Consider the following 21,297-nt stretch of genomic DNA (forward strand, 5'->3'; position numbering starts at 1 on the left):
GGCAAAAGAAAACGGTTCTTGCTACGATCGAGTATGTATTGCATTTTACCATACTTTCCAGTAAGACGGTAACAATGTGTTTCGCACTTGCACATTCTATATGTATGACGAAAAACAGCCCGGCAATGACTATCTTGCCCCAAGAAAAAGAGTTATATCATAATTGTACAAAACAAGGCACGAATTAATCGCGCCCTGTTTTATTATGTCTATTATTATGAACCATATTAACGGTTTTCTACAAGAAAATCAATTGCTTTTCGAACTTTTAAATCTTCTTTCATCGCGTCAGTTGACCCGATTGCCTGCTTAATGTTTTCAACCGGCATGTTGTAAGCTTCAGCCATTTTAGTCAGCTCAGCTTCAACTTCTTCGTCCGTTACTTCAAGGTTTTCCGCTTGAGCGATCGCTTCAAGAGTCAGGTTTGATTTTACGCGTTTTGCGGCATCTTCTTTCATTTGCTCTTTTAACGCGTTTTCGTCTTGGCCTGAGAATTGAGTGTAAAGCTCAAGGTTCATGCCTTGCATTTGCAGACGCTGTTCGAATTCTTTCAGCATGCGGTCAAGCTCAGTATCGATCATCGCTTGAGGAACATCAGCTTCAGCGTTTTCAGATGCTTTCAGAACAAGCTCTTCACGCAATTTAGCGTCAGCTTCGTTTTCTTTTGCTTCTTCAAGGCGTTTTTTTGTTTTCTCAGTTAATTCAGCAAGCGTTTCAACTTCTTCGTCAATGTCTTTTGCGAATTCGTCGTTAAGCTCAGGAAGCTCTTTCGCTTTGATTTCATGAATTTTCACTTTGAAAACAGCTGGTTTTCCGGCAAGCTCTTCAGCGTGGTACTCTTCAGGGAATGTTACTTCAACATCCTTTTCAGCGCCTGCTTCAAGGCCTGTTAACTGCTCTTCGAAGCCCGGGATGAATGAACCTGATCCTACTTCAAGTGAGTAGTTCTCAGCTTTTCCGCCTTCAAACGCTTCGCCGTCAACGAAACCTTCGAAGTCAAGAACGACTGTATCGCCGTTTTCAACAGCGCCTTCTTCTTTCACGACAAGCTCAGCCTGACGCTCTTGAAGCGCTTTAAGTTCGTTTTGTACATCTTCGTCAGTAACGGCAGTGTCATCTTTTTCGATTCCTAAGCCTTTGTAGTCGCCAAGTTTCACTTCCGGTTTTACAGTCACTTTTGCAGTGAAAATCAAGCTTTCGCCTTTTTCGATTTTTTCAACATCGATTTCAGGGCGGTCTACAGGCTCAATGCCGGCTTCTTCAACCGCTTTAGGGTATTCTACAGGAAGTAAAATATCTAAAGCATCCTGGTAAAGAGCTTCAACGCCGAAACGCTGTTCGAATAAACCGCGGGGAACTTTCCCTTTGCGGAATCCAGGAATAGAAACCTGTTTTACTACTTTTTTAAATGCATCATCAAGAGCTGTTTTGAACGTATCGGCATCAACTTCAACCGTTAATACGCCTTCGTTGCCTTCTTGTTTTTCCCATTTTACAGACATGTGTTTCCCTCCAAAAATCTATTCAGGTTGTGTCGGTCTTCCATTCTAAAGCAATCCGCGGCTTTGTCAAAGAAAAAACCGCTTTGAATCAGAATCATTATGTAATGAACTGGCAGCCTGTCCAACCGTAATTCTCATTTCAGTTAAACCGCTATACATAAATACAACCACTATATTATAACATAACGCCTACCGCTTTCAACTATATGGTGTGATTTACAAATAAGAAATTTCTTCAATATCCTTAATCATCGTGCAGGCTTCTTCAAGTTCGCGGCTGTCAAACTCGTACATCATATGAAGTTCCTCCGGCTCAATGTCAATGCCGTGCATCTCGTAACCGACCTTATGAAGCGCCGCCGCCCATAAATCTGCGTTCAAAAACTTCGGCATAAAAGGGTGCAGGACGTACAGATGCCTTCTCCACAGCTCCTCGACGGCAGCGTATAATGTAGGGTTTTCATTGCCGAGCGTTTCATCAAGCACCCGGAGAACGCGATGCAAAATCGGAGCCGCATCAGGCTGAACCGTTTCACTCGGAACCGCGGTCATTGAATCGCCGAATTTTGTAATATGGACCGGCTTGCTGTAGTCGTGCTCCGCCATCAGCGTTAAAATCATCGTCTTGATAAGCGGATGTGCGCCCGGATCTTGAAGAATCGTTTTTAAGAGACCCGTGTATTTTGCAATATTGCGGTCTTTGAGAGAATGAATCAGATTCATTTGTTCAGCGGGGCTGTTCAGCACTTTTTCCGCATCAAGAATGTCCTCGTATTCCTCCTCCCACGCTTCATCCTGCTGGTCGGGATCGGTCATTTTGCGGCTGAATTCGAGCAGCCGGTAGAATTGCTCCGCACTTTCTGCGGGCAGCTGGTTTTCTTCCAGCACAGCTTCAATTGTGCTTTTGACTTCTTCATATTGTTTCAGCTGAATTAAAATGGTCATGTACACCTGCAGCACGGTGAAATAATGGCCGTACCCTTCATTCAGCATTTTCTCGCAAACTTGTTTTGCTTCTTCCAATTCCCCGAGTTCCAGAAAACAAATCGCCATGCCTAAATGTACGTCGGACTCGGTATCGCCGTGGCTTACCGCCTCTGAAAACAGTTCGAGGGCCTCCTGATACTGTTTATCCTTCATGGCGGCCATCCCTTTATCAACCAAGCGTTCTTTCAGACGGGGGAAAGGAATGATATCAGCTTTTTTCTTGTCATGCGTCATACTTTATTTCCTTTCAGGCGCTATTTTTTTCAAGTGTATCAACACGCGTCATGAAACACAAGAAAGGATGGTGCGCACGGTAAAAAAAGCCGCCGGACAGATGCCGGTCGGCTTTTTTTTCAGGCTTGAAGCCATGAACTTCTTTTCGATTCAAACTGCTGAATGTCGTCCTCCAGCAGAAGCGTTAATGAAATTTCATCATAACCGTTAATCAGCATTTCCTTCCAGTGCGGATCGACTTCAAATGAAATCTCTTTTCCTTCACTGTCGTGAATGAGCTGGTTTTCCAAGTCAACCGTCATGTTAAGAGACTGATTTTCATATTGACCGGCGAGTTTTTTCCACTGATCATACGGCATACGGATGGGAAGCATACCGTTTTTAAAACAGTTTTGATGAAAAATATCGGCAAATGACGGAGCAATGATGATTTTGAAGCCGTAATCATCCAGCGCCCAAGGAGCGTGCTCACGGGATGATCCGCAGCCGAAATTCTCTCCGGCAATTAATATGGACGCGCCTTCATAGACTTTGCGGTTTAATTCAAATTCAGGATCAGGCTCACCGTTCTCAAGGTATCTCCAATCAAAAAACGCGAATCTGCCGTATCCTGTTCTTTCAATTCTTTTCAAAAACTGTTTCGGAATAATCTGGTCCGTATCGACGTTGATCCGGTTTAAGACAGCCGCTTTTCCCGTATGCGTTTTTAAAGGTTCCATCTTTTCGCGCACTCCTTACACAACTGTTTTTTCTTGATAAAACTTTCTTACATCGACGAAATGCCCGTGAATGGCCGCCATTGCCGCCATCGCCGGACTGACAAGGTGTGTTCTCGCGCCTTTTCCCTGTCTGCCTTCGAAGTTGCGGTTGGAAGTGGAAGCGCATCGTTCCCCTTCAGGCACAACATCATTGTTCATACTGAGGCACATGCTGCAGCCTGATTCTCTCCATTCAAACCCGGCCTCGAGAAACACGCGGTGCAGCCCTTCTTCTTCGGCCTGCTGTTTCACGCTTTGAGAACCCGGCACCACAATGGCTCTGACGCTGTCGGCGACTTTTCGGCCTTTGATCATATCCGCAGCCTGGCGAAGATCGGTCATCCGCGAATTTGTACAGGAGCCGATAAACACATGCTCGACTTTAATATCTTCAATTTTTTGATTCGGTGAGATTCCCATGTATTCGTACGCGCGGATGGCTTCTTTTTTACCGTCTTCAGAATCAATCGTTTCCGGCGCCGGTATTTGGGCATCGACCGGAAGAACCATACCGGGATTGACGCCCCATGTTACCATTGGAGAAATCTCGCTGCCGTCTAACACGATGGAATGATCGTATACGGCGCCCGGATCGGTTTTTAACGCTTTCCATTCTGCGGCGGCTTTTTCAAATTCCTCGCCTTTTGGCGCGTATTTACGGTTTTTACAATATTCAATCGTCGTGTCATCCGGAGCGATCAGTCCCGCCCGCGCTCCCGCTTCTATTGACATATTGCAGACCGTCATGCGTTCGTCCATAGACATGTTTCTGAATACTTCCCCGGTGTATTCAATGACATATCCGGTACCGAATTTCACCCCGTATTTTCCGATGACCGACAAGATGACATCCTTCGCGGTCACTCCTTTTTGGAGCGTTCCGTCAACGCGGATTTCAAGCGTTTTCGGCCGCTGCTGCCACAATGTCTGAGTGGAAAGAACATGTTCCACCTCACTTGTGCCGATACCGAAGGCAAGCGCTCCGAATGCGCCGTGAGTCGATGTATGGCTGTCTCCGCAAACGATCGTTTTCCCCGGTAGTGTCAGACCAAGCTCAGGCCCGACTACGTGAACGATCCCCTGGTCTGCGCTGTGAAGATCCGCAAGACGGACGCCGAACTCCTCGCAATTCCGTTCAAGCGCGGTTACTTGGCGCTTTGCGACTTCATCTTTAATGTCAAAACGGTTGACGGTCGGAATATTGTGGTCCATCGTCGCGAATGTGTTCTGCGGCCGTCTGACCTTTCTTCCCTTCTGCCTTAACCCTTCAAACGCCTGAGGAGACGTCACCTCATGAATGAGGTGCAGATCAATATAGAGAAGGTCGGGTTTTCCTTCACCGCTTTTTACAACATGCCGATCCCAAATCTTTTCGATGATTGTTCGAGGCATCATCTTTGTTTCCTCCCTCTACCTATGAACTAAGACCGCTTTCTTTAAAGCGTCACACTATAGATTTTGTATTCGAGCCGGCTAATGCGGCTTTTACTTTTTCAGTAATGTCATGCGTTCCGGCATATTGGCCGTCCCGGGCGATATCACGTGTACGGCTGCCGTCTGCAAGCACCTTTGCGACCGCTTTTTCCACCGCCTGAGCTTCGTTTTCAAGCCCGAAAGATGTTCTCAAAAGCATCGCCGCTGATAAAATCGCCGCAAACGGATTGGCCATCCCTTTACCGGCGATGTCAGGCGCAGATCCATGCACGGGTTCAAACAAGTGAAGACCTGAACTTGATAAGCTGGCTGACGGCAGCATGCCGAGCGAGCCTGTCAGCATGGAGGCTTCATCGCTTAAAATATCGCCGAACATATTCTCAGTTACGATGACGTCAAACTGGCTCGGAGCGTAGATGAGCTGCATCGCGGCATTATCGACAAGCATATGTTCAAGCGTCACATCAGGAAATTCTTTTGCGATTTCATCCGCTGTTTCCCGCCAAAGCCTGCTTGAAGAAAGCACATTCGCCTTATCAACGGACGTCACTTTTCCTTTTCTGCCGGCAGCCATCTTAAAGGCTTCTCTGACAACGCGTGCGATTTCTTCTTTCTTATAAAAAAGGGTATCGACCGCTTCCTTTTCTCCCGCTTCATTGACATACTGTCTGCTCGGTTCTCCGAAGTAGAGGCCGCCCGTCAGTTCCCTGACGATTACAAAGTCGACGCCGCTGATATATTCTTTTTTCAGCGGAGATGCCTCAGACAAGCTTTCAAATACGGTCACGGGACGCAAATTGGCAAACAGGCCGAGTTTTTTTCTGATGCCGAGCAGGCCTTTTTCCGGTCTGAGCTCCGGAGGATTTTGGTCCCATTTCGGCCCGCCGACTGCCCCGAGCAGGATGGCGTCGGATCTTTCACAAAGAGCCACCGTCTCCTCAGGAAGGGGGTTTTGATGGGCGTCAATGGCCGCTCCCCCGATCAGTCCGTTTTCAAATTCAAATTCATGTCCGAATTGTTCGGCAACGCTTTTCAATACATCTGCCGCTGATTCCGCCACTTCCGGTCCGATTCCGTCACCGGGCAGCAAAGCAATGCGTTTTTTCAAATCAAACGTTCTCCTTTCTATTACGAGCCGACCGCAGTCTGTCTCTTTAATCCGTCTAAATTGCAATCCAGCACCAGCTGCCGGTTCACGGCGTTCAGATAAGCTTTAGCAGAAGCTTCCAGAACATCCTGCGCGATTCCCCGCCCTGATGTTTCTTTTCCGTTCACGGTCACTCTGACAAAAACTTGAGCCAGCGCGTCTTCGCCTTTCCGGTTGGATTGGATGCGGTAGTCTGTCAGTTCAATATTTTTATCGATGCAGCGCCCGAGCGTATTATAAACGGCTTCTACGCTGCCCGCCCCCGTTGCCGCCTCTTGAATCAGCTGTTCGTTTTCCTGATTTTTCAAAGAGACTGTTGCAGTCGGCACCTGAGACGTCCCGTAATGCACTTGCAGAGACAAAAATTCATAGCCGATTTTTTTGTCTGTCACTTTTTCTTCTAAAATAAGAGAAATCAAGTCATCATCGGTGATTTCTTTTTTCTTTTCGGTCAGTTCTTTAAACATCGTAAAATATTTATTGATTTCATCACTATCAAACTGGAATCCAAGCGTATTCAGGCGGTCTTTGAACGCGTGGCGCCCGGAATGCTTTCCGAGTACAAGCGCATCAGCAGTCACGCCGACAAGTTCCGGTGAAATGATTTCATATGTTGATTTTTCTTTCAGGAAACCGTCTTGGTGAATGCCGGACTCATGTGCGAAAGCGTTATCTCCGACGATTGCTTTGTTGCGGGGAACGGCCATACCCGTCAGTTTGCTGACAAGATCACTCGTCCGCTTCAATTCATGAAGATTAAGAGATGAATCGGCTTGATGCTGGTCATTTCTGACATGAAGCGCAACGGCGATTTCCTCTAGCGCGGCATTCCCGGCTCTTTCTCCTATGCCGTTAATGGCGCATTCAATTTGATCAGCGCCGTTCTCAATTGCCGAAAGCGAGTTGGCAACCGCCATTCCGAGATCATCGTGGCAATGGGCTGAGAGCTTTACCCGGCTGATATTCGGAACGTGTTCCTTCATATATTTAAAGATGTTTCCGTATTCATCCGGCGTCAGGTAACCTACAGTGTCCGGCAGGTTGATGACGCTCGCGCCGGCATCAATCACTTCTTCAACGATTTCAGCCAGAAACGGAAGTTCGGTGCGGCATGCGTCTTCTGCTGACCATTGAACGATCGGAAAGCGTTCTTTTGCATACTTCACCATTTCAACCGCTTTTTCCTTAACCTCTTCCCGCGTCATTTTCAGCTTATGCTTCAGATGAATGTCAGAAGTGGCGATAAAGATGTGAATCCGCGGGCTGGCCCCGTCTTTCAGCGCTTCCCAGGCTGCGTCGATGTCACCTTTGACAGATCGGGCAAGCCCTGTTACCGAACAATTTTTAATCGTTCTTGCGATTTCCTGCACGGCTAAAAAATCACCTCGGGATGAAGCGGGAAATCCCGCTTCAATAATGTCCACCCCGAGTCTTTCAAGCTGCTTGGCTATCGCCAGTTTCTCCCGGGAATTGAGGTTGACCCCGGGGGATTGTTCACCGTCACGAAGGGTCGTGTCGAAAACATTAATTTTGCGCAACGGAGACCACCGCTTCCTTCTTTTTGCCTTGTTTGACAAACGGCATCATTTCACGGAGCTGTCTGCCGACCTTTTCAATCTGATGCTCGTTTTCACTTGCATTGATCGCATTGAAGCGAGGACGGTTCACTTGGTTTTCCACGATCCATTCTTTCGCGAATGTACCGTTTTGAATATCCGTTAATACTTGTTTCATCGATTCTTTTACCTTCGCATCGACTACGCGCGGCCCTGAGACAAAATCTCCCCATTGAGCCGTATCAGAGATAGAGTATCTCATGCCCGCCAATCCTTCTTCATACATCAAGTCTACGATCAGCTTCAGTTCGTGCAGACACTCGAAGTATGCGAGTTCAGGCTGGTAGCCGGCTTCTGTCAGCGTTTCAAAACCCGCTTTGACAAGCGCCGTTAAACCTCCGCACAGAACGGCCTGCTCACCGAACAAATCCGTTTCCGTTTCTTCCTTAAATGTTGTTTCAAGAACGCCCGCACGCGCTCCGCCGATTCCTTTTGCATAAGCAAGAGCCGTATCTTTCGCTTCGCCTGATACATCCTGGTAGATGGCAAACAATGCCGGTACGCCCGCGCCTTGTTCATATGTTCTTCTGACAAGGTGTCCAGGCCCTTTAGGGGCGACAAGGAATACATCCACATCAGCAGGAGGCACGATCTGATGGAAATGGACGTTAAATCCGTGTGCGAATACCAATGACTTGCCCGCCGTCAATTCATCTTTGATTTCAGCTTCATATACTTTTTGCTGCTGTTCATCCGGAAGAAGAACCATAATGATATCAGCCTGGGCAGCCGCTTCTCTTACCGAAAAGACTTGATGACCGTCTTCTTGGGCCTGTGTAAATGATTTTCCTTGTCTGACGCCGACAATGACATCAATTCCGCTTTCTTTTAAGTTCAGCGCATGTGCGTGACCTTGTGAACCGTAACCGATAATCGCTACTTTTTTACCTGCCAATACGTTCTCTTTGATATCACCGTTATAATATACTTTTACCATTTTAATCTCTCCCTTTTTTGTGTTATACAATTGAAATTGTTTTATTGGATGACGTCTTCTGCTGGGTTCCCCTCGCAAAAGCCGTTGTGCCCGTTCTCGCGATTTCTTTAATGCCGTAGGGTTTGAGCAGCTCTATGAGCGCTTCGATTTTATTAGATTCGCCGGTAACCTGAACGACGACGCTGTCTCTTGAGACATCAACGACGGAAGCTCTGAACGGCTCAATGATTCCATTGATTTCCGTTCTGGCCGACGGTGCGGAAACAACTTTGATTAATGCCAGCTCACGCTGTACAATCGATTGGTTTGTAATATCCGTCACTTTCAGGACGTCAATTTGTTTGTTAAGCTGCTTTGTCAGCTGCTCTACGTCATTTTCGCCTTCCACATGGACGACAAATGTAATCCTTGAAACACCGCTTGTTTCCGTGTGGCCTACAGTGATGCTTTCGATATTATAGTGTCTTTTTGTAAACAGGCCGGTGATCCGGTTTAATACTCCCGAGCGGTTGACCACCGTTAATGTGATAATGCGTTTCAAGGTTTCACCCCCACCATTTCATGAAGTCCTTTACCCGGCGCAATCATCGGGAATACTTTCTCGCTTTTGGCGACCCGGACGTCAATAACGGCCGGTTCTTTTGATGAAAGCGCCTTTTTAAGCTCTTCTTCCGCCTCTTCCTCCGATGAAATTCGGACGCCTTTAATGCCGTAGGCTTCTGACAATTTGACAAAGTCAGGCTGCGCCGAGAATTTGGATTCAGAATAGCGCTCTTCATAGAAGATTTCCTGCCACTGTCTGACCATGCCCAGACATTCGTTGTTCAAGATAACCACTTTGACAGGAAGATTCAGCTGCCGGATGACATCTAATTCCTGAAGGGTCATCTGAAAACCGCCGTCTCCGAGGATGGCAACAACCGTGGCGTTACGATCGGCCAGCTGCGCTCCGATAGCCGCCGGAAGGCCGAAGCCCATTGTGCCGAGCCCCCCCGAGGTAACCCACTTATCAGCCTTTCGGAAAGGATAAAACTGAGCCGCCCACATCTGGTGCTGGCCGACATCCGTCGCCACAATCGCCTCACCGTTTGTGAATTGGTGAATATACTCAATCAGCTTTTGGGGTTTCAAGCCCTCTTCTCTGTTGTCTGTATACCAAAGCGGATATTCTTCTTTCCATTCTGAAAGCTGCTGTTTCCATTCCTCTGTCTGTCCCTGTTTTCCGTTTTGCTTCAATAATTCCTGAAGGACGATTTTACTGTCGCCGACCACCGGAATCTGCGTTTCGATAATTTTTCCGATTTCAGCAGGATCAATATCGATATGCGCTACTTTGGCCGATTTTGCAAAATGCTTCAGATTTCCGGTCACACGATCATCGAACCGCGCTCCGATGCTGATCAACAAATCACAGTGGTAAAGCGCCATATTCGCTGTGTATGTGCCGTGCATCCCCGCCATTCCCAGAAAAAGAGGATGGTCTGCCGGGAAACCGCCCAGACCGAGAAGCGTGTGGGCTACCGGAATTTGCTGCTGTTCGGCATAATTTTTTAAATCTTCTGAAGCTTTACCGTGCAAAACACCCGCTCCGGCTAAAATAACCGGCTTTTTCGCACTGCTGACAGCTTCCACGAGCTTTCGGATCTGCAGATAGTTAGGCTCTTTTACAGGCTGATAACCCGGAAGGCTGATCTCGTGATCATATCTGAACTCTCCTTCAAATGCTGCGACATCCTTCGGTATATCAATTAATACCGGGCCCGGTCTTCCCGTCGTGGCGATATGGAACGCCTCTTTAATCACACGGGGGAGATCTTCCGGACGGCGGACTTGGTAGCTGTGTTTCGTAATCGGCATCGTAATTCCTAAAATGTCGGCTTCCTGGAAAGCGTCGCTGCCGATGACCGAAGTGGCCACCTGACCGGTAAACACTACGAGCGGCAATGAATCTATCATCGCATCCGCAAGACCGGTAACTAAATTTGTCGCTCCGGGTCCGGAAGTAGCAATCACAACCCCCGGCTTTCCGGAGACTCTCGCATACCCTTCTGCCGCATGAATCGCGCCTTGCTCGTGGCGGGGCAGGATGTGAACCAATCCTGACTGATACAGCTTATCGTAAATCGGAAGGACGGCTCCCCCCGGATAGCCGAAGATCATCTCGACATTTTCTTTCTTTAATGATTCAATCAGCATCAGAGCCCCGTTCATTGTTTTTGTACATTCGGCAGACAAAGAATCCGCCTGTACATTTGTGCCCATTTTCAGTTCCTCCTTTTCAATGTTCCCTTCTAAAATCCAATTCATAAAACGCAGAGCCGGCTGACGCAAATAAAAAAGCCTTCCCACCCACATTCAGCCAAGCATTTCATGCGATAGCCAAAAGGGGCGAAAAGGCTTTGCTTTCCGCGGTACCACCCTTGTTTACGGTCATATGCAGACCGTCTCATGGATAATGATTATCCGTTTTGATAACGAGTAAACATTGCGTTCACTCGGCCGAGTCCTACTCTTTACATTTCAGACCGGCACTCTGAGGGGAGTTCACTTTGATTTGTTTTACCGGCTCTCAGCGTTACCGGCTCTCTGTGAAAAACTTCAGCAAAGCTACTTATCCTCTTCTGCGCTTTTTATTATGGCAGCTCTTTTATTAAAAAAGAACCTTCATTTGTTTGTTTTTTCAGTGTTTTATGATTTTTCTTTTTAGCGTGAATCATTTATTTATTTTTGTTTGAACTCATATTACGCCCGTTTGCAGACAGTGTCAACAGCATTTTTATAATTATTAGACAATTTAGATTAATCAATCTACTTTGTATACGCTTTCATTACTGGTACAAAGGGATCTGTAAATATTAAAAGTTTTTATCATTTTTTTATTAATCTCTCAAGATTACATGAAATTTTTCCGTTCATATACGAATATGTCACATTTTATTACACGATTTTTCTCTGTCCTTCCGGCATGCTTGTCAGATATTCCGTTCAATTGAACAGGCTCTTTCTACAGACATACGCATAGACTGTTCTTATCTCGTAAGAAATGAGTGATGTCATGAATAAGATGTTATCAGGCATGCAGGGCCTGCCTCCTGGATTTCCGCCTTTACCGGTCTTACCGCCGCAGTCTTACTATCCTCCGGCCCCGATGCATACAGCACCATTTCAAGGCGGCCCTTCTTTTCAGCAGGGATTTCCGCAATCCGGATACGGACAGCAGACCCCGCAAAGCACGCTGTCATTCGCCGGGCAGCAATTCGTTCCGTACCCTTATACAACCGGGTACTACGGCCAATCCTTCAGTGACGTCGGCGGAAGCCTCGGCGCCGGGGCGCATCCCGGCGCGCTCGGGGGCGGTTTCAGCGGCCATGCCGGGGGCTTCAGCGCTCCGAGCGGATTCAGATGATACAAAAACCGGCCTCCCACGGCCGGTTTCTTTTCTTATTCACAGGGTATAACGGTCATTCCACTGATTCATTTCCTGCTCCGTATAGTAATCAGCCCTTGAAACCTCAACAATGATTAAACCGCATTGAGTGATTAAAAATTGTTTCAGTTCCTCAAACAGCTCGTCTTTTCCGCAAAAGATCGTTTCTATATTGTGATTTTTATATGCAAATGCGTACTTCAAAAGCTAATTCCTCCTGCTGTCTTTCTATCATTCATTGACAAAATGCATGATAGAAATTAGATAATTTATCACTCAAGGGCGCCTTAAGTATCTTTATACATATATTTATTACGGTAAATATTACATTAAGTTTCATTTATATTAAAATTACTTTACAATTTTTCATCAAATACGGAACTTTTGTTTCGTAAAATAAAAAAATAAATACAAAAAAACCTCAAACCCATTGTCAGGGCTTGAGGTTTTTTATACGTCCCAGGAGAGATTCGAACTCCCGACCGACGGCTTAGAAGGCCGTTGCTCTATCCGGCTGAGCTACTGGGACATGAAAATCAAATTGTTCTGCTGATCATTTTACCATGATTTCAGCGATTTGACAATATAGTCATCCGATAAAAAAGGCCAGCGGCATCAGTTTTCACTCTGATGTCACCAGCTCTTTTTTTGTACGTCCCAGGAGAGATTCGAACTCCCGACCGACGGCTTAGAAGGCCGTTGCTCTATCCAGCTGAGCTACTGGGACAGCTTTTGCATTATGTATCAGCGACAAGATTTATTATATACAGGTTCAAATCATAAGTCAATATTTTTTTAAAAACTTTTGATGGGGAAGAATGAAATCTCCCCCATCACTTGTTAAAAACTGATTGTAGTCCCCAAATCCTTCAATTCCCGACCCGTTTCGTCGTAAAATGTCACGGCGACTTCTCTTTCTGTAAGAGTAAGAATGGCATAGCTTTTCACATTGCGGACTCTTGGAAGACGGATGCTGCCCGGATTAATCAAAAGCTTGCCCCGAAGCTCTTCACTCCCGGCAATATGTGAATGGCCGAAGCAGACGATATCCGCCCCAAGCTCTTCCGCCCGGTAAAAAACAGTTAAAAGTGACTGTTTAATGCCGTGAAGATGCCCGTGAACGGCCAGAATTTTCTTTGAACCTGCGTCCAGAAGGAGTTCATCCTGAAACCCGCCGCCAAAGTCGCAATTGCCTTTCACCGTGTGATACGGCGTGAGCGCCGGATGTGCGGCGTCAAGCTCTGAATCACCGCAATGAATCATCAGATCCGCTTCGTCTTCGTGCCGCTTTGCAATCGTCTCCAGCTCGTCTTCAAGGCCGTGACTGTCACTTATTATCAGCACTTTCATTGCATACGCTCCCCCTTATGAATCAAGCAGCTTTGACAGTTTCTTGAGCGCCTCAGCCCTGTGACTGATTTTGTTTTTCTCAGCGCTTGTCAGCTGGGCCATGGTTTTATCTTTATCTTTTACAATAAAAATGGGATCATAGCCGAACCCGTTATCCCCCTCGGGTCCTTCCGCAATATACCCTTCAACATGACCTTCGACCGTTTTTGTTTCCTGCCCCGGCATGCTGACGGCAAGGGCGCAGCGGAAACGGGCCGTGCGCTGCTCTTTTTCGATGCCTTTTAATTCTGACAGCACCTTGTCCATGTTCGCCTTATCATCTTTTGCTTCTCCGGCATAACGGGCTGAATAAACGCCCGGTCTGCCTCCAAGGTTGTCCACTGATAAACCGGAGTCGTCTGCAATGACCATTTTGTTGACGGCTTTTGCCACGGCTTCCGCTTTTAAGATGGCGTTTTCTTCAAAGGTATGTCCGGTTTCTTCAATTTCTTCCGTAAATCCGATTTCCGCCAAAGAAGAGACGCTGTAGCCTTTCGGTTCGAGAATTTCCTTGAATTCTTTCACTTTTCCCTGATTGTGTGTCGCAATAATGGCTTCTTTCACGGTGATCAGGCCTCTCTTTCTTATTTCAGTTCAGGCAATGTTTCTCCCAGCACTTCTTTTTGCTTTTGAATAAGCGTCTGGATTCCTTTTTCAGCAAGGCTTAACAGTCCGTTTAAATCTTCACGGGAGAATGTGGCTTCTTCGCCCGTCCCTTGAAGCTCTACAAAACGTCCGCTTCCCGTCATGATAATATTCATGTCGACTTCAGCCGCCGAATCCTCTTCATAATTCAGATCCAAAAGAAGGCCTTCTTCTTTATCCATCCCAACAGAAATGGCCGCGAGATAATCTGTCACAGGAGAGGTTTTGATAACGCCGCTTTTTACGAGTTTGCCGATCGCAATGGCCATTGCCAAGAAGGCGCCGGTAATGGAAGCCGTTCTTGTTCCGCCGTCAGCTTGAATGACGTCACAGTCGATCCAGATCGTCCGTTCGCCAAGCTTCTCCAAATCAACGACGGCCCGGAGCGCGCGCCCGATCAGCCGCTGAATTTCCATCGTTCTGCCGGAGACCTTTCCTTTTGAAGATTCTCTTATCGTTCTTTGATTCGTCGCGCGGGGAAGCATGCTGTATTCCGCTGTGATCCAGCCTTTTCCTCCGCCGCGTAAAAATGGCGGCACCCGGTCTTCCACAGATGCATTACAGATGACCTTCGTATTTCCCGCTGTAATTAAAACAGAGCCTTCCGGGTGAGTGATAAAATCCAAATCAAATGTGATAGGGCGCAGCTCATCGTGCTGTCTTCCGTCGTGTCTCATATTTTACCTCCGATTATATGTACATAAACCTTTTGTTCCGGATTGTGAATAAAGAAAGAGGCAGCCGGAACGCTAACCTCTTTTTTACTAGTATATCAAAAATCGCAAATTAAAAACTACCCGTATTCACTTGTGACGGCCTCGAAACAGGTTTTGAAAGGGATTCTCCTTTCTCATTCACCAGTTCTGATTTTCCGTTTACTTTTATAGAAACACTTTTGATCGACGGCTGTTCGGTTAATGTGAGAACGATGCTGTCCAGTACGCCCGATGATACCATTTTTGTTTTTTCGTCGGCGCTTCCGTAAATGGAGCTGTTAAAGTCCAGTGTAACTTGGCCGTCTTTTACTTTCGGCTTGCCGAGAAGCTTAACATCGTTATTAAAGTCCGTCAAAAGCCCGCTTGCTTTGCCCGGTCCGTCGGCGAGCTGTTCAACGGCAGCGGTGATGTCATTTGTTTCCGAATTGTCAATCCGCTTTGTGACAGGCACGTAGTATTCGCTCGTCTCTGTTTCCGCCAGATAATAGACAGTCAGCGGATGGGTGTCTGTCAGATCATTCACTCCGGCCGTTTCAATATTAATCCCGTCTTTTCTGCTTAAATCGCCCGTAATCGGCGTGCCGCCCACAGGCATTTCTTTCAGTTCGTGCCCGTTGATTCTGATTTTGACTTTATCTATTGAGCTGAATTGGGTAAGCGTCCATGTAATCGATTGCAGGATTTTTTGTTCGTCTTCTTTTTTATAGTTTTTAAATTCCTTCGAAAAATCAGCGACGGCAGTGCCGTCTTTTTTAATATCGACATTTACCGTCGTATCCGCAGGGAGCACCGCTCTGAAGCCGTTCGGCAGGATTTCTGACACAGGCCCTCCCTGAACCAAATACTCAAGGGCCTGCTTTGCGGTTCCCTCACTGTTCGGAAGAGGCAATGTCTGTGCTGCGACATAGCCGTTTTTATCAATCAGATACAGCTCTCTCATGACTGTATTGGCCGGCTGGTCGGCTTTAGAAGTGCCGTTTTTCTCTGACTGCTTTGATTTTGCCTGAATTCCCGCTTCATCCTTTACATATGAAATGTCTTGAGGCGGGTCAATTTCCCCGGCTGTTTTATCGGATTGAAACAAACCGCATCCAGATAACACAAAAGCCGAAGTAAGACATGTTGCAGCAATGACTGCAGGTCCTTTTTTCAGCATACTTTTCCCTCCTAAGGCTGTTTGTACTATGATGTATACGAGCCCTGTCCGGGAAATAGACCGGGAAGCGCAAAAAAACCCGCCGTAAACAGCGGGTTTTTTGATTTATTTTCTGACCGGCTCTTGAAGGGAGATGCACTCGACATGGCCGATTTCGTGGCCGAACCAGTCTTCGGCAATTTTTGCGAAGCCGTTCCGCTCTCCCGTTGTAAGAAATTGATGCTCCGGTGCATGTTTCGATTGGTTTAACAAACCTTTATAAGACAAGATGGTGCTCACTTCTCTCGCCGTCTCGTCTCCGGAGGAAATGATTTTCACATGCTCTCCCATATAGTTCTGAATCGGATCTTTTAAAATCGGATAATGCGTACATCCTAAAATCAAGGTGTCAATTGATGTACCTTTTAAAGGCTCAAGCGATGCTTCAACCGCTTCCTCCGCTGATTCCTGAAGAAACCGTCCGCTTTCCACAAACGGCACGAGCAGCGGACAAGCCGTGTTCTCAACTTGAAGTTCTGCGTTTAACCCGAGCAGCGCCTGCTCATACGCTCTGCTTTTAATGGTATTGACCGTGCCGATGACGCCGATATGCTGGTTTTTCGTGACCTTTATCGCCGTTCTCGCACCCGGCTGAATGACGCCGACAACCGGAATATCCGTTTTGCGCTGAATATCCTCCAAGGCAATGGCCGTGGCCGTATTGCAGGCGATCACGAGCATTTTGATATGGTGGTTTTCCAGCAGGTAATCGGTCATTTCCCACGTGTATTGAAGAACTTCTTCTTCAGGACGCGGGCCGTACGGGCAGCGTTTTGTATCTCCCACATAGATGATATTTTCCTTCGGTAGCTGTCTCATGATTTCCTTAGCAACGGTTAACCCGCCAACCCCGGAATCAATGACTCCTATCGGCTGTTCCAACAAAATCGCCTCATTTTCTTTTCATTTCATGCTGCAGTTTCAATAATGATTTTTCGAAAGCGGCTGTTTCTTCTTCGGAAAATGTCGCAAACATATCCCGCAAATAAGCCTGTCTTTTCAAAATCACTTCTTGGATAATGCGCTCTCCTTCAGCGAGAAGATGAATTCTGACGACCCGTCTGTCAGCCGGGTCTTTCACCCGCTCGACAAGCTTATTTTTTTCCATGCGGTCTATCAGATCCGTCGTCGTGCTGCAAGCCAAATACATTTTGCCTGATAATTCGCCTATTGTCATATCCCCCAATTCATAAAGCCATTGAAGCCCCACGAATTGCGGCGGTGTAATTGCATATTGGTTAAGGATTTCTCTTCCTTTTTGTTTAATGATCGCAGCGATATGGCGGAGTGATTTTTCGATATCCGCAACATGCTCTACAGATTTTGATGTCATTTGTCCATCCCTCACTCAAGGATCTTTCTGGGCTATGCGCTCCGTGTCTATTTTCCTTCTTTTTTTAAGAAAATGCAAGACTGACGGAGAAAAAGGAAAAACCGGGATTTTCACCGCATGCCCATCAGCCCGGGCGCCAACGCAAATAACCGGCTCCTTCTCGAAAAGAAGGAAAACCGGCAAGAATCAGAGCTCTAGCTCACCCATTCTAAGAAGCTCGACAACAGCTTGCGAACGCCCTTTCACACCTAACTTCTGCATGGCATTTGTTATGCATATCTTTTGCAAACATAAATGAGAATGATCACTGGAATTTATAATGAAAATCAACGGTTCCATCTTCATGAATAACCAATTTTTCGATAAGCGCATGAAACGCCTCATACAAATCCTGGTCCTTTTTCTTTAGAAGACTAAAGGCAATTTTAATGTTGGTAATGTCAATTGATTCTTCTTCTTCACGCTCAAGCAGAAACAGCTTATCATTTAACTGTTCCAATTGATCCTCGATCTCTTTCCGCTTGGATTGGAATTCGGCTTTTGAGATCATTTGGTCTTCGAGGAATAATTCCAGCAGCCGTTTATGTTTTTTCTCAGCTGCTTCAATTTGAACTTTTGTTTCTCTGATCCGCCGTTTCTTTTTCTCTTCATAATCTGATTTCACATTCAGTTTTAATTTGCGGCCCTTCTCTTTTAGCTTTTCAATAACTATTTCGCGTAAATCTTTATACTGGATGGGCGGGTGAGAAATACACATGTTTTTCCCTCCGCGTCGGTAGGCGCTGCACTTCACATAATTGTGCTCCACTTTTACGCCGTCTTTCTTCCTGCGTCTATAACTAAACAGGATGACCATGTTCGCACCGCAAACACCGCACTTCATTAAGCCGCGAAGTTCGTTTTTCGGATTGAAACGCCGTTTTTTCAGCACATGCTTTTTATTATTCGCCTTTTCGTAATCTTCCAGTGTAATGATCTTCGGTGCCCAATCTTTATAAATCGTCCATTTTTCCTCTGGATTACGGATGAATTTTTTTCGGCCCCCGATTTTCACTTGAGTATACCGGTTTGCAATGAACACACCGCAATAGATCGGATTTTGTAAAATCCTCTGAACAGTTGATAGTTGCCATCGCTCATTCTGCTGAGGCTTGGGAATATTGCCGAGCAGCAATTCTTCATTTAATTTGTGCACAACTCTCTTCTGGCCATAACCGTGATTATTGTACAAATCAAAAATCATGCGAATCACTTTTGCTTGTTCTTCGTAAATTTCAAGAAACTTGCCGTTTTTCTTATACCCATACGGAACCCGGCCTGAATGTTCCCCACGCCTTGCTTTCGCTGCGAGCGCGCTACTTGCTGAAACCGATATTGTCTGTGGGTATTGAGCAGCAAACATGGAAAACATTTCGAACTTCATTGAGTTTTTTCCTTCATATAAACTGTCATATCCCTCTTCCAGCGTAACTACACGAACGCCGTGCGCCAGCAAAACCTCTTTTATATCCAGCGCATCCTTCAGATCCCTTGCAAGCCGGCTGATGGATTTAAATACAACCATTTTCAATTTGTGATTCTTGGCCTTGTTTAAAATTAACTGCATGGCTTTACGGTCGAGAAGAATTGTTCCGCTTATACCATCGTCCAGCTGGATAGCCTCGTCTTTCCATTCATAGTTGTTTTTTTCAATCCAGTGATGGCATATGTCAATCTGGTTTTGTATGGATGTTGTTTGGCTATCCTTTTCAGACGAAACCCTGGCATAAACCGCGTAGGGATAATCTTCATATCTGATCAATTCCTCTGTATTTTTTTCCTCAAAAAACAAAATATCACCCCGTTTGCAAAAGGTACATTTTTCAAAATTATATCATAATGGTTGCGGGCAGCCTACAATTTTTACGAACGTCAGTTCTTGTCCAATTCGTGGGACTGGCCGAAAAAAGTGCAGTCAATAAAAAAAGAGCTTCAAGATTGCCGAGCTCTTTTTTCTAATTTCAGCGTACGCGGACAACCATTCTGCCACGTTATGTAATTCTTCTCCTTTAATTTATCCAGCAGCCCTTTGACTGTACTTGTAGAGCTCAAACCGAAGTCTTCCATCAATTCTCTATATGTTGGCGCCACTCCGTACTCGTTAATGAAATTTGTAATTGCTTGCAGTGTTTCGGATTGCCTTTTCGTCATATCACGCATGCTTGCTTACCCCTTTTTTATAATTGGCCGGGGCAACGGCAAGAATATTGTCTATCCTAAATGTTTTTGTCTGCCTACTCTTAAAACAAAATGCCCGGATAAAATTCTGTTTTACCTGATGCACTATGATGGTTCTTTTCGAGACTGTCCCATCAGCTTTTATATAGATCATGTCCAGTGTTGACTTTTCATTTAACGAACGATTTAACAATGCTTTCATGCCGATATCCCTCCTTATTTACTATCATCATATAAGAACTTTTGTTCTATTTCAAGTTGTAAAGAGAATATTTGTTCTGGTATTATTCTCTTCAGGAGGTAATTTGAATGAATGACTTTGAGAGGAAAGTATACAGGATCATCTTTAATATGACCCGCTTCGGGAAAAATCCCTCCTTGGATGAACTGAAGAGAAAAACTGGTAAGGATGAACGCGCTATCCGGGAAGCAGTGAAGAACCTCATGAGGTGGCGTATGCTGAAGTGGGATAAGCATAAAAAGGTGTGGATTTTATAGAAATAAAAAAGCCCTCGACTTAAGAGGACTGGTGGACAAGTCATATACAATATTTTTCATTCAGAATTCTTCATTTGTATTCACTAAATCAAATGAATTTTCAGTCACCATTCTTTTCAATCCGTCTCCATAAGAATGAGTGGGACACTGGTGTTCTTGATACTCTGTACAACCATAAAAAGCTGAATAATTCCTTTTATTAAGAAATAAATGTAGTTTTCCTCCGCATTTTTCACACGAAATAGACCTGTCCATAAACTCATCAGCAAATTGATTCACACCTAAAACTACACCAGTTACTTTTTTTATCCCAACGTTATGCAATTCCTTTGCACATTCAAGCATAGTTGCGCCAGTAGTGAATACATCATCGATTAAAACTACATGATCTAAAGAGTTATGTAAACTTGCACTAAATTGGTCCTTCACATTTATAAATCGCTGTTCCTTATTAAGATTTTTATGAGGCGGATAGTTGTGTTTACAACTTAGATTAGGAGATAGGTCGACAGCCCCTAATCTTTTTGATAACAGGCTTACTATAGGGGCAAGCCTGTCTTTTTTTTCCGGCCTGCTCGGTACTCTTGTTATACCGTTTACATTTTGCAGCTCGTTAATATGTTTAATGATTGAGTAAAAAATTTCATTAAACAAGTTGTCTTGAGAAGTTTCGTTCTTACTTTTTCTTATTCTTTTAGATAATTGTGATGATTCATACAGGGAATGCTTGGGACCAAAATATCTTCCTCCAGATATTATCTCTAAGTTAGTTTGATCTGAATGTGCAAAGAATTTAAAAATATAGCCTGATTCACTCCACTTGCTCTTTCTCGATAAATAAGTGGAGAATACCTCTGAAAAATAACCAGTTGTTTTTTTAAATAACTCAGGGATCTCCCTAATATTCCCTAATTTTAAGTCAGGTAGATTTCCGATATCATTGTAACGTATATGTGGATTTTCATTAAATAAAACTGTACTTATTGGCAAATGAACTGCTGATTTCAATTTCAAATGATTCTTAGAAACTAAAATCATTTGATATGAAGCTAAATCAGTTAGTCTCATTGCACTTTCAATTATCTTCCTCGGACCAAACGCCTTATCCTGAAAAGTTTCTTGTATTAGTAAAGAATTGTTTGGTGCCTTGAATGTTTCTTCTGTCTGAATAAAAATAATCCGCTTTCCCATATTAGTTATTTTTTCATTGAGATAGTTAATTTCTTGATATGAAAATGCATCTAAATAAACCAATAGGCACT

22 protein-coding genes, 2 tRNA genes, 1 pseudogene and 1 other annotated feature are annotated in these 21,297 nt (G+C 45.2%); of the genes and pseudogenes, 2 read left to right on the forward strand and 23 right to left on the reverse strand.

The window, feature by feature from the left end:
• Positions 1–227: 227 nt before the first annotated feature.
• The 9 genes from tig to ilvB form a co-directional block, all read right to left on the reverse strand.
• A complete protein-coding gene (gene tig, locus JNUCC21_RS14290) occupies positions 228–1,502 on the reverse strand; it encodes a trigger factor (RefSeq protein WP_003152618.1) in 1,275 nt (424 codons plus the stop codon).
• Positions 1,503–1,718: 216 nt separating this feature from the next.
• Positions 1,719–2,723 carry a DNA damage checkpoint antagonist DdcA gene (gene ddcA / locus JNUCC21_RS14295; RefSeq protein ID WP_012118117.1) on the reverse strand — a complete coding sequence of 335 codons (1,005 nt, stop codon included), beginning with the start codon at positions 2,721–2,723 and terminating at the stop codon, positions 1,719–1,721.
• Positions 2,724–2,842: 119 nt separating this feature from the next.
• On the reverse strand, positions 2,843–3,442 hold the full coding sequence (gene leuD, locus JNUCC21_RS14300) for a 3-isopropylmalate dehydratase small subunit (protein ID WP_007408146.1): 600 nt from the start codon (positions 3,440–3,442) through the stop codon (positions 2,843–2,845).
• Positions 3,443–3,457: 15 nt separating this feature from the next.
• Complete coding sequence (gene leuC / locus JNUCC21_RS14305; protein WP_007408145.1) at positions 3,458–4,876, reverse strand: 3-isopropylmalate dehydratase large subunit; 1,419 nt, start codon at positions 4,874–4,876, stop codon at positions 3,458–3,460.
• 49 nt (positions 4,877–4,925) lie between these two features.
• Positions 4,926–6,023, reverse strand: coding sequence for a 3-isopropylmalate dehydrogenase (leuB, locus tag JNUCC21_RS14310; RefSeq protein WP_003152604.1), 1,098 nt, complete (start codon positions 6,021–6,023; stop codon positions 4,926–4,928).
• A gap of 20 nt (positions 6,024–6,043) precedes the next feature.
• Entirely contained in the window at positions 6,044–7,600 is a 1,557-nt protein-coding gene (locus JNUCC21_RS14315) for a 2-isopropylmalate synthase (RefSeq protein ID WP_072589426.1), read from the reverse strand.
• A complete protein-coding gene (ilvC, locus tag JNUCC21_RS14320; RefSeq protein ID WP_007408142.1) occupies positions 7,587–8,615 on the reverse strand; it encodes a ketol-acid reductoisomerase in 1,029 nt (342 codons plus the stop codon). Before ilvC ends, JNUCC21_RS14315 begins: the two co-directional genes overlap by 14 nt.
• A gap of 22 nt (positions 8,616–8,637) precedes the next feature.
• Positions 8,638–9,156, reverse strand: coding sequence for an acetolactate synthase small subunit (gene ilvN, locus JNUCC21_RS14325; protein WP_012118120.1), 519 nt, complete (start codon positions 9,154–9,156; stop codon positions 8,638–8,640).
• Positions 9,153–10,877 carry an acetolactate synthase large subunit gene (gene ilvB / locus JNUCC21_RS14330; RefSeq protein WP_032866714.1) on the reverse strand — a complete coding sequence of 575 codons (1,725 nt, stop codon included), beginning with the start codon at positions 10,875–10,877 and terminating at the stop codon, positions 9,153–9,155. Before ilvB ends, ilvN begins: the two co-directional genes overlap by 4 nt.
• Before the next feature lie 119 nt (positions 10,878–10,996).
• Positions 10,997–11,248: a binding site (T-box leader), on the reverse strand.
• A 422-nt stretch (positions 11,249–11,670) separates the two neighbouring features.
• On the opposite strand from ilvB, the gene JNUCC21_RS14335 reads away from it, so the two are divergent.
• The gene (locus JNUCC21_RS14335) at positions 11,671–12,021 is read left to right on the forward strand and encodes a DNA helicase (protein WP_169510427.1); all 351 of its coding nucleotides are present in this window, start codon (positions 11,671–11,673) and stop codon (positions 12,019–12,021) included.
• Positions 12,022–12,060: 39 nt separating this feature from the next.
• Here JNUCC21_RS14335 and JNUCC21_RS14340 read toward each other — a convergent pair whose 3' ends face one another.
• From JNUCC21_RS14340 to JNUCC21_RS14400, 13 genes and pseudogenes are all read right to left on the reverse strand, one after another.
• Positions 12,061–12,246, reverse strand: coding sequence for a hypothetical protein (locus tag JNUCC21_RS14340; protein ID WP_007408136.1), 186 nt, complete (start codon positions 12,244–12,246; stop codon positions 12,061–12,063).
• Between the two features lie 251 nt (positions 12,247–12,497).
• A tRNA-Arg gene (locus JNUCC21_RS14345) sits at positions 12,498–12,571 on the reverse strand.
• 124 nt (positions 12,572–12,695) lie between these two features.
• A tRNA-Arg gene (locus JNUCC21_RS14350) sits at positions 12,696–12,769 on the reverse strand.
• Between the two features lie 113 nt (positions 12,770–12,882).
• A complete protein-coding gene (locus tag JNUCC21_RS14355; protein ID WP_015240324.1) occupies positions 12,883–13,392 on the reverse strand; it encodes a YfcE family phosphodiesterase in 510 nt (169 codons plus the stop codon).
• A gap of 15 nt (positions 13,393–13,407) precedes the next feature.
• Positions 13,408–14,004, reverse strand: coding sequence for an XTP/dITP diphosphatase (locus JNUCC21_RS14360; RefSeq protein ID WP_087920775.1), 597 nt, complete (start codon positions 14,002–14,004; stop codon positions 13,408–13,410).
• Positions 14,005–14,015: 11 nt separating this feature from the next.
• Positions 14,016–14,753, reverse strand: a complete 738-nt coding sequence (rph, locus tag JNUCC21_RS14365) for a ribonuclease PH (RefSeq protein WP_007612934.1) — start codon at positions 14,751–14,753, stop codon at positions 14,016–14,018.
• Between the two features lie 109 nt (positions 14,754–14,862).
• Entirely contained in the window at positions 14,863–15,948 is a 1,086-nt protein-coding gene (locus JNUCC21_RS14370) for a GerMN domain-containing protein (RefSeq protein ID WP_032870767.1), read from the reverse strand.
• A 105-nt stretch (positions 15,949–16,053) separates the two neighbouring features.
• Complete coding sequence (gene racE, locus JNUCC21_RS14375; RefSeq protein WP_012118125.1) at positions 16,054–16,872, reverse strand: glutamate racemase; 819 nt, start codon at positions 16,870–16,872, stop codon at positions 16,054–16,056.
• 7 nt (positions 16,873–16,879) lie between these two features.
• Positions 16,880–17,320, reverse strand: coding sequence for a MarR family winged helix-turn-helix transcriptional regulator (locus JNUCC21_RS14380; RefSeq protein ID WP_003152580.1), 441 nt, complete (start codon positions 17,318–17,320; stop codon positions 16,880–16,882).
• A gap of 186 nt (positions 17,321–17,506) precedes the next feature.
• Positions 17,507–17,593: pseudogene (gene gerE, locus JNUCC21_RS14385) on the reverse strand (spore germination transcription factor GerE); the annotation flags it as partial.
• Positions 17,594–17,624: 31 nt separating this feature from the next.
• The gene (locus JNUCC21_RS14390) at positions 17,625–19,151 is read right to left on the reverse strand and encodes a recombinase family protein (protein ID WP_071347927.1); all 1,527 of its coding nucleotides are present in this window, start codon (positions 19,149–19,151) and stop codon (positions 17,625–17,627) included.
• Positions 19,152–19,291: 140 nt separating this feature from the next.
• Entirely contained in the window at positions 19,292–19,519 is a 228-nt protein-coding gene (locus JNUCC21_RS14395) for a LexA family protein (protein ID WP_369878233.1), read from the reverse strand.
• Positions 19,512–19,739: a hypothetical protein gene (locus JNUCC21_RS14400; protein ID WP_369878234.1), complete on the reverse strand. Its 228-nt coding sequence runs from the start codon at positions 19,737–19,739 to the stop codon at positions 19,512–19,514. The genes JNUCC21_RS14395 and JNUCC21_RS14400 overlap by 8 nt, the downstream gene beginning before the upstream one ends.
• Positions 19,740–19,846: 107 nt before the next feature.
• Between JNUCC21_RS14400 and JNUCC21_RS14405 the strand changes: the two genes are divergently transcribed.
• Positions 19,847–20,035 carry a hypothetical protein gene (locus tag JNUCC21_RS14405; protein WP_369878235.1) on the forward strand — a complete coding sequence of 63 codons (189 nt, stop codon included), beginning with the start codon at positions 19,847–19,849 and terminating at the stop codon, positions 20,033–20,035.
• Between the two features lie 60 nt (positions 20,036–20,095).
• Here JNUCC21_RS14405 and JNUCC21_RS14410 read toward each other — a convergent pair whose 3' ends face one another.
• A complete protein-coding gene (locus tag JNUCC21_RS14410) occupies positions 20,096–21,289 on the reverse strand; it encodes a ComF family protein (RefSeq protein ID WP_369878236.1) in 1,194 nt (397 codons plus the stop codon).
• Between the last annotated feature and the right edge of the window lie 8 nt (positions 21,290–21,297).

Origin of the sequence: Bacillus sp. JNUCC-21 (assembly GCF_041222765.1) — a bacterium.
GTDB lineage: Bacteria > Bacillota > Bacilli > Bacillales > Bacillaceae > Bacillus > Bacillus velezensis.

What these genes read in the sequence shown, in the direction of transcription:
- tig (WP_003152618.1), bottom strand. Translation starts at nt 1,502, where the DNA reads ATGTCTGTAAAATGGGAAAAACAAGAAGGCAACGAAGGCGTATTAACG.
- ddcA (WP_012118117.1), bottom strand. Translation starts at nt 2,723, where the DNA reads ATGACGCATGACAAGAAAAAAGCTGATATCATTCCTTTCCCCCGTCTG.
- leuD (WP_007408146.1), bottom strand. Translation starts at nt 3,442, where the DNA reads ATGGAACCTTTAAAAACGCATACGGGAAAAGCGGCTGTCTTAAACCGG.
- leuC (WP_007408145.1), bottom strand. Translation starts at nt 4,876, where the DNA reads ATGATGCCTCGAACAATCATCGAAAAGATTTGGGATCGGCATGTTGTA.
- ilvC (WP_007408142.1), bottom strand. Translation starts at nt 8,615, where the DNA reads ATGGTAAAAGTATATTATAACGGTGATATCAAAGAGAACGTATTGGCA.
- ilvB (WP_032866714.1), bottom strand. Translation starts at nt 10,877, where the DNA reads ATGGGCACAAATGTACAGGCGGATTCTTTGTCTGCCGAATGTACAAAA.
- JNUCC21_RS14335 (WP_169510427.1), top strand. Translation starts at nt 11,671, where the DNA reads ATGAATAAGATGTTATCAGGCATGCAGGGCCTGCCTCCTGGATTTCCG.
- JNUCC21_RS14355 (WP_015240324.1), bottom strand. Translation starts at nt 13,392, where the DNA reads ATGAAAGTGCTGATAATAAGTGACAGTCACGGCCTTGAAGACGAGCTG.
- rph (WP_007612934.1), bottom strand. Translation starts at nt 14,753, where the DNA reads ATGAGACACGACGGAAGACAGCACGATGAGCTGCGCCCTATCACATTT.
- JNUCC21_RS14370 (WP_032870767.1), bottom strand. Translation starts at nt 15,948, where the DNA reads ATGCTGAAAAAAGGACCTGCAGTCATTGCTGCAACATGTCTTACTTCG.
- JNUCC21_RS14380 (WP_003152580.1), bottom strand. Translation starts at nt 17,320, where the DNA reads ATGACATCAAAATCTGTAGAGCATGTTGCGGATATCGAAAAATCACTC.
- JNUCC21_RS14395 (WP_369878233.1), bottom strand. Translation starts at nt 19,519, where the DNA reads ATGCGTGATATGACGAAAAGGCAATCCGAAACACTGCAAGCAATTACA.
- JNUCC21_RS14400 (WP_369878234.1), bottom strand. Translation starts at nt 19,739, where the DNA reads ATGAAAGCATTGTTAAATCGTTCGTTAAATGAAAAGTCAACACTGGAC.
- JNUCC21_RS14405 (WP_369878235.1), top strand. Translation starts at nt 19,847, where the DNA reads ATGAATGACTTTGAGAGGAAAGTATACAGGATCATCTTTAATATGACC.